The sequence below is a fragment of the Marinagarivorans sp. genome, assembly GCF_982758155.1.
The window spans coordinates 1-7,310 of sequence record NZ_CEXWTU010000237.1; the positions used below are offsets into that span (position 1 = coordinate 1).

The 7,310-nt window shown below is 48.7% G+C and carries 8 protein-coding genes and 1 pseudogene; 2 read left to right on the forward strand and 7 right to left on the reverse strand.

All coding sequences use genetic code 11. The features are described 5' to 3' along the window. From AC3A8L_RS18180 to queE, 7 genes and pseudogenes are all read right to left on the reverse strand, one after another. Positions 1-505: helical backbone metal receptor (locus AC3A8L_RS18180; protein WP_487963696.1), on the reverse strand; the 505-nt coding region annotated here is incomplete at its 3' end. Positions 506-525: 20 nt separating this feature from the next. Beyond that, positions 526-1,059: a bifunctional adenosylcobinamide kinase/adenosylcobinamide-phosphate guanylyltransferase gene (gene cobU / locus AC3A8L_RS18185; protein ID WP_487963697.1), complete on the reverse strand. Its 534-nt coding sequence runs from the start codon at positions 1,057-1,059 to the stop codon at positions 526-528. Then, positions 1,056-1,859, reverse strand: coding sequence for a heme ABC transporter ATP-binding protein (locus tag AC3A8L_RS18190; RefSeq protein ID WP_487963698.1), 804 nt, complete (start codon positions 1,857-1,859; stop codon positions 1,056-1,058). Before AC3A8L_RS18190 ends, cobU begins: the two co-directional genes overlap by 4 nt. Continuing rightward, a pseudogene (locus tag AC3A8L_RS18195) lies at positions 1,859-2,889 on the reverse strand (FecCD family ABC transporter permease). Before AC3A8L_RS18195 ends, AC3A8L_RS18190 begins: the two are co-directional and overlap by 1 nt. A 100-nt stretch (positions 2,890-2,989) precedes the next feature. Beyond that, positions 2,990-3,577 (reverse strand): Fe-S biogenesis protein NfuA, encoded by a 588-nt coding sequence (gene nfuA, locus AC3A8L_RS18200; RefSeq protein WP_487963703.1) that lies wholly within the window; start codon positions 3,575-3,577, stop codon positions 2,990-2,992. A 224-nt stretch (positions 3,578-3,801) separates the two neighbouring features. Beyond that, positions 3,802-4,488 (reverse strand): 7-cyano-7-deazaguanine synthase QueC, encoded by a 687-nt coding sequence (gene queC / locus AC3A8L_RS18205; RefSeq protein WP_487963699.1) that lies wholly within the window; start codon positions 4,486-4,488, stop codon positions 3,802-3,804. Between the two features lie 75 nt (positions 4,489-4,563). Then, the gene (gene queE, locus AC3A8L_RS18210; RefSeq protein ID WP_487963700.1) at positions 4,564-5,214 is read right to left on the reverse strand and encodes a 7-carboxy-7-deazaguanine synthase QueE; all 651 of its coding nucleotides are present in this window, start codon (positions 5,212-5,214) and stop codon (positions 4,564-4,566) included. 125 nt (positions 5,215-5,339) lie between these two features. On the opposite strand from queE, the gene AC3A8L_RS18215 reads away from it, so the two are divergent. Both AC3A8L_RS18215 and AC3A8L_RS18220 read left to right on the forward strand, forming a co-directional pair. Further along, complete coding sequence (locus AC3A8L_RS18215) at positions 5,340-6,245, forward strand: TraB/GumN family protein (protein ID WP_487963701.1); 906 nt, start codon at positions 5,340-5,342, stop codon at positions 6,243-6,245. Positions 6,246-6,384: 139 nt separating this feature from the next. Then, the coding region (locus AC3A8L_RS18220; RefSeq protein ID WP_487963702.1) for a flagellin N-terminal helical domain-containing protein at positions 6,385-7,310 on the forward strand (926 nt) is incomplete at its 3' end.

Here is a 7,310-nt window from a genome sequence, read left to right on the forward strand (position 1 = left end):
CATACTCTATCGCCGCTGCTTCAGCTATTTGCGGCCGCCCCAAAAGTACGCCAAAATCTCGAATAGAGCGTGCAACATCCTCCAAGGCTTTAGGGTCACTCACGTAAACCGACAACCCGAGCGACTCCAACTTACTCAGTATTTTAGCTGCACCAGCCGACTCCCAAACCACAACCAGATCTGGGTTCGCCGCGGCGATGGCCTCTAAACTCGCAGAGCTTATTTTCCCCACACGAGGAATTTTCTTGGCGGCCTCAGGGTAATCACAATAATCAACCACACCTACTAAAGCGTCGCCCCCGCCTGCCGAAAAAATATTTTCAACAACATGCGGAGCTAACGCCACAACACGTTTAGCCGGCGCCGCCAAACGAACCTCTCGGCCGCGATAATCTTTTACGGAAATACCAGCACCCAGCGGCGCGACACTAGAATGACTATCCTCACTCGCGACCGAAGAATGGCTTAACAATACAAGAAAAAATATAACACTGAATGACATCATTTTTTTTGCACTACACAACATTACAACTCACTCTTTTTTAAATTCAACAAACAACCCGCAACCACTAAATCAACTTGATCGCACTGCGCTGCCAGCGCTTGATTTAACCACCCGGCCTCATCAGCAAACTGCCGACTCAGTTCCCCCAGCGGCACAACACCCGAGCCGACCTCATTACTCACAAAAACAATGCGCGCTTTTAAATTTGGTAAAACATCCAGTAACGCAGCCTTTTCACTGCACCACACATTATGGTGTAAGCAGTTATTTAACCAAAGGGTCAAGCAATCAACCAAAAAAACAACTCCACTACCGTCGTGTTCCTGCAATACACGCGATAAATGCAACTGTTCTTCTACGACGTGGAAACGCACAGAACGCTCTTGCTGATGGCGTTCTATACGCTGCCGCATTTCATCATCCGAATCGTTAATATCCCCGCCCCAAGCTGTCGCAACATAAACGGGCTGCCCCCCCGAATATGCGAGAACACGCTGCTCAGCCAAACGGCTTTTTCCGCTGCGGGCACCGCCAAGAATTAAAGACTTCATCATTTGCCGTTAGCCTGCTTATAATTAGATTTTGAAGCCGGTCGATTTAAAACAGTAATGCAGCCGTTTTGATTAATGACAGAAACATCCGCATTAAATAGATTATTGACTAGCGTCTCATCCAAACACTGCTGCACCGCCCCACAGCGGTGAATACGCCCACACTGAAGCGCCAAAACAGAATCGGCATAATTAGCCACAACATTCAAATCGTGCTCGACCAGCAATACTGCCACCCCCTGATCCGCAAACGCTTTAACCTGGACCATAAGTTGTTGTTTATGGCCCAGATCAAGGGAGCTTGTAGGCTCATCTAAAATTAATAATCGAGGGTCAGCATCTTCGGCTCGCCATATTTGCGCCATTACACGCGCCAGCTGCGTGCGCTGTTTCTCGCCACCGGATAACTCGGTATAACGTCGCTCAGCTAAATATACAATATCCATTGCGGCCATCGCTTCACGGGCAATACCTGTATCCACTTTGCTGCCTGTCTTATGTGGCGTACGGCCCAGCATCACAACCTCATCCACTGTGTACGGGAAATTCAAAATACTCTGTTGCGGCAAGACTCCAATGTGCTTAGCTTGCTGCACCGTTGAAAATTGTTTTAATGGATGGCCATCGAATAAAACATTCCCCCCGGTTGCGATATCTCCAAGCAGCGCTTTCACGATGCTCGTTTTACCCGCACCATTAGGACCAATAACACCCAATATTTCTCCAGCTGCCAATGAAAAGCTAATGCTATCTAATATTGATGCCCCGTTTTTATTGAAGCTCACATTATCGACTTTTAACATTACACCGACTCCCCATAGCGAAACCGGCTGCGCAGTAAGAAAATAAATATGGGGGCGCCTAGCGCTGTGGTTAATAACCCAACAGGTAACTCTGTTGGCGCAATAAACGTGCGTGCACACAAATCGGCCAGCACTAACAATATAGCCCCAAGACAGGCACTAATAGGTAATAAGTAACGATGATTAGGCCCTATTACCATGCGCACAATATGCGGCACGATTAAGCCCACAAAGGAAATAACCCCCGCGAGCGCGACAGAAACACCGACCCCGGCAGCAATACACACAATCACTCGACGCTTAACCTGCGCCACGTTAACACCCAAATGACGCGCTTCTGATTCGCCAAGTAATAAAGCATTTAACGCATTACGAAGATGATATAAAACAAAGAAAACAACACAGAGAACAGAAAAAGCCAGTGCAACCTGAATTGCATCTGCGCTTTCCAAGCCGCCCATACGCCACAAGCTAATTTGGCGCAGCCTGTGGTTATCGGCCACAAATTCCAAGCCATTTGCCAGCCCACCCGCAAGGAAAAAGCCACCCCCGCCAGTAACATGGTTGCCACCGATGTACCCGTGGCATTGGTCGCTAAACGATAGACGCACAAAACAACCAAAACGGCACCTGTAAAAGCCCCCAAAGACACTAAAGACAAACCAAGCCAGCCCCACTGAGAGAAGTTCAGCAACACAATTACAATACTCGCACCGGCAGAGGCACCGCCACTCACACCAATTAAAGAAGGATCTGCCAATGGATTGCGAAACAGCCCTTGCGCTGCAGCACCACAGACAGCCAACAATGCCCCGATGCAAACCGCCAATATCGCACGAGGTAAGCGCAGCGATTCCACAATAAGCTGTGTCTGAATATCCGCTTCACCTTGTAGCCACAACACTAGTTTATGGGGCGCAATTGAAACCGCGCCAATGGCAAGTGCCAATATCAGCAAAATGGCTAGCAGCAACAAACAGCTGCCTAGTAAAAGCGGCCAATATTGCCGCACTGCACTAGGACTCAACATGGCTAAGCCACCTTAAAGATTGATCGAATAATGAGCCACAAAAAAGCCCAGACATTTTGACATCTAGGCTTGTGGAAATAGACTTATTCGAGACTATTGATTAAGCGTAATACGCCTGAGAACTATCGGTGTGATCAGTAATGTCTTTCACGCCCTGTAAACCAGGGACCTTTTCCATCAGAGTTTTTTCAACGCCGCCTTTCAATGTCATATCAACTGCGCTGCACCCTTGGCAACCACCGCCAAACTTTAACACCGCGAAATTATCGTCAGTCACTTCAACCAACGTAACATTACCACCGTGGGAAGCTAAACCCGGATTAACCTCATTCACGAGAACATAATTAATAATGTCTTCAATGGGGCTATCATCGTTTATTTTTGGCATTTTAGAGTTGGGCGCGCGGATTGTCAGCTGGCCGCCCATGCGATCTGGTGAATAATCCACCTTCGCATCATCTAAATAAGGCACGCTGCGGCCCTCAAACCAGGCCTCAAGCCCCTTCAGCTGCATTTTTACATCGCCTTCTTTTTCTTCGCCGGGGCGACTATACGCGATGCAGGTTTCAGCCTGAGGAGTACCCGGAGAAGATACAAACATACGAATAGCAATGCCTTCGCAGTTTTGCTTTTCCAGCAAGCCCGCCAGATATTCCTGTGCAGACTCAGTAATATTGACGTTTGGCAAACCGGCCGCATTTACAGGCACAGCGGCATCTGTCGTTGCGGTGGCGTCTTCGGTAACGTCATTTGTAGGTGTTGATTGATCTTGTGACATGAACATTCTCTATATAGGCCGAGCAAGTGTGCCGCCAAAGCCCTAAATATATACCCTAGTGATTTACTCGGGTATTCTACCGCAAAGCACTAAAACCGCAATAAGGCGACCGCAAGCACGCAGAAATAACGTCATCAAATCACAGGTTTTTGGCTATAGCGCGTGGGATCCTTCACCCCAGCCTCTGCAAAACCAATTTTACGCAACCGGCAGGAATCGCAAAGGCCACAGGCCTCGCCCTTATCGTTGGCCTGATAACACGAGACAGTCAAACCGTAGTCGATCCCTAGCGCTATACCCTCGCGAATAATATTCGCTTTACTCAAAGTCAGTAACGGCGTTTTAATTTCTAACGGTCGACCTTCTACACCCGCCTTTGTCGCTAGATTCGCCATCGCCTGAAAGGCCTGAATATACTCCGCTCGGCAATCCGGGTAACCCGAGTAATCAACGGCATTCACACCAATCCAAATAGCCTCGGCACCTAAAACTTCGGCCCAGCCCAACGCTATCGATAAAAACACCGTATTGCGCGCAGGCACATAGGTAGAAGGTATTCCGCCGGGATCATCCTCAGGCACATCGATACTATCGTCCGTCAAAGCCGAGCCGCCAATAGAGCGAAGATCCAAGCTCACCACTTTATGCTCTACCGCGCCAAAGGCCTTGGCGGTCTTTTCCGCCGCGACCAGCTCAGCGCGATGACGTTGGCCGTAATCAAAACTAATGGTGTAGCAGCTATAACCCTGCGCTTGCGCCATGGCCAAAACAGTCGTGGAATCCAAACCACCCGACACCAAAACAACCGCTTTTTTGTTCATACTGTTACCTCTAAAACTTTTTTGCACACACTATTTGCACATACTAATAGGGCGCCAATTCATTTCACTAAACCGCTACACACCGGGCTTATCGCCCCACAACAACTTATGCAATTGCATTTGAAAACGCACGGGTAAATTATCTTCTACAATCCAATTCGCCAAATCCCGCTCGGCTAATTCACCATGCACCGGCGAAAACAACACATCGCCGACACGCGCGACTAAGCCATATTCGTCAAGCTTGAATTTTGCCCACTCATAATCTTCGCGGTTGCCCAAAACAAACTTCACTTGGTCTTTTTGCGCCAACAATGGGATGTTTTCATAGCGGTTTTTACTCACCTCGCCCGAGCTCGGTGACTTCAAATCCATAACCGTACTCACCCGCGCATCAACAGCCGCAACATCCAGAGCCCCGCTGGTTTCCAACGAAACGTTATAGCCCGCATCGCAAAGTGCACTAAGTAATAGAATGCAATTGGGCTGGGCCAGCGGCTCGCCGCCGGTCACGCAAATATAGCGGGGGTTGAAATTTGCCACTGCCGCCAAGATATCGGTAAGGGTCATACGCTCGCCGCCGTAAAAGGCATACTCGGAATCGCAGTAACCACAACGTAAAGGGCAGCCCGTAAGGCGAACAAAAACAGTCGGCAAGCCAATGGTTCTGGCTTCACCCTGTAATGAGTAAAAGATCTCGGTAATACGCAAACTTGCGTCAGACATGCAAACCACAACACACTAAACTGAAAAAGGAATGCGATTTTACCTGTTTTTCGAACCCTGTGCTTGCCTGGTAGTCAGACCCATCGCTGCACACACATTTAGCAAACTTACAACGGAGCTACAGCATGCTTAAGCGCGCACTGTCATTTTTGGCCACCAGCACCCTGCTTGGCAGCCTTATTCCATTGAGTACCAACGTCAATGCCGACGCCATGGTATGGAAGGTCAGTAACGAACACGGCGAAGTCTATCTAGGCGGCACCATACACATGCTGCGTGCCTCCGATTACCCTCTAAAGCCTGAATACGGCATCGCCTTTAACAATAGCGATACTGTTGTGTTTGAGACCGACGTGAATGGCGCCAATGATCTCGGCTTTCAGCAAAAAATGATGATGCAAATGAGCTTGCCGCCCGGCAAAACACTTGCCAATATCTTGCAGCCTAAAACCTATAAACGCCTTAGCGATTTTGCAGCCCAATGCGGCCTACCGATTGAAATGATGCAGTCGTTCAAGCCTGCCATGGTTATGCTTACCCTCACCCAACTAGAGCTGCAAAAGCTTGATATCACGGCCAACAGCGGCATCGAAAGCCACTTTACAAAGCTGGCAAATCAACACAACAAAACCATTGGCAGCTTAGAAACATTGGATGAGCAAATCGCCATGCTAGCGACAATGGGCGACGGCTATGAAGATGACTTTGTTAATGGCTCACTCGACGACTTCGACAACCTCAGCGCGGAATTCCAAATATTAATCAATGCCTGGAAGGCTGGCGACGTGGCGACCATCGACGAGAAAATGACAACGATGATGAAAGAACGCTTTCCGCAGATGTACAACAACCTGCTGGTAAAACGCAATTTCAACTGGATTAAATCCATCGACAAACTCATCCGTACCCCTGAAAAAGAATTTATCCTAGTCGGCGCAGCCCACCTCGCCGGCCCCGATAGCGTTCAAAGCTTATTACTGGCGCAGGGCTATAAAGTCGAAAAGGTTACTAAGCCAACGGTTAAGCAGTAACAACAAAATAATCTAAGCCGCCCCGCGCTCGAGCCCTCTCACTCTGAGCGCTATTTTTGCCCACTAGAATACCAAGCCCTCCTCAAGTTTTAACAAACTTAGCCGTTATCATGTTTGATACCCGAATAAGTTTGTTGTTATGCCGCTATACATTAATACCAACATCTCATCGCTCAATGCTCAACGGCACCTTACCGCGGCAGGTAAAGTGCTATCTAGCGCGAGTGAAAGACTCGCCTCTGGACTACGTATTAACAAAGCCGCGGATGATGCCGCAGGCCTAGCAATTTCGAATCGCTTAACCACTCAAATCAAAGGCTTAGGGCAAGCTATTCGCAACGCCAACGACGGTATTTCACTAATACAAACCACCGAAGGCGCACTATCTGAATCGACCAACAACCTACAGCGTATACGCGAGCTAGCCGTACAATCGGCCAATGGCACTAACAGCGACAACGACCGCGCCACGCTAGACAGTGAAGTTCAACAGCTGGTGGCCGAGCTAGATCGTATATCCAGTACTACATCGTTTAATAACCGCAACGTGTTAGATGGTAGTATTGGCGAACTCAGCTTACAAGTTGGAGCCGATTCCGAACAAACGATTACACTCAAAATCCCCCAGCTCGACAGTCAAACTCTGGGCATGGGCAGCACGTCTTACGAATTCATGGGTGACTCCATGACATTAGCTGGCGACGGCACCCTAGCCCAAGCCATTAAGCAAGATGACATTCTCATTAACGGCCAAAATATCGGTAACTTAGCCGCTGGCAGCACTATCGAAGACCTACTCGATAATATTCACGAAAATATCAATGGCGTAAATGCCAGTACTTATGCCGAACTCGCTGCAACCCGCGTTGGCACTGGTCAACTTAGCGAAAACGAAAGCCTCGACATCACAATCACCCGGCTCGATGGCACCACCCGCACACTCAGCATTAACAATACAAACTCATTAAGCGAACTTGCCGAACGCATCAATATCGACACGGGTGGCCAGCTGAACGCAAACATTAACGACGCCGGCCTTCTTATTGTTAGCGGCACAGACATTGC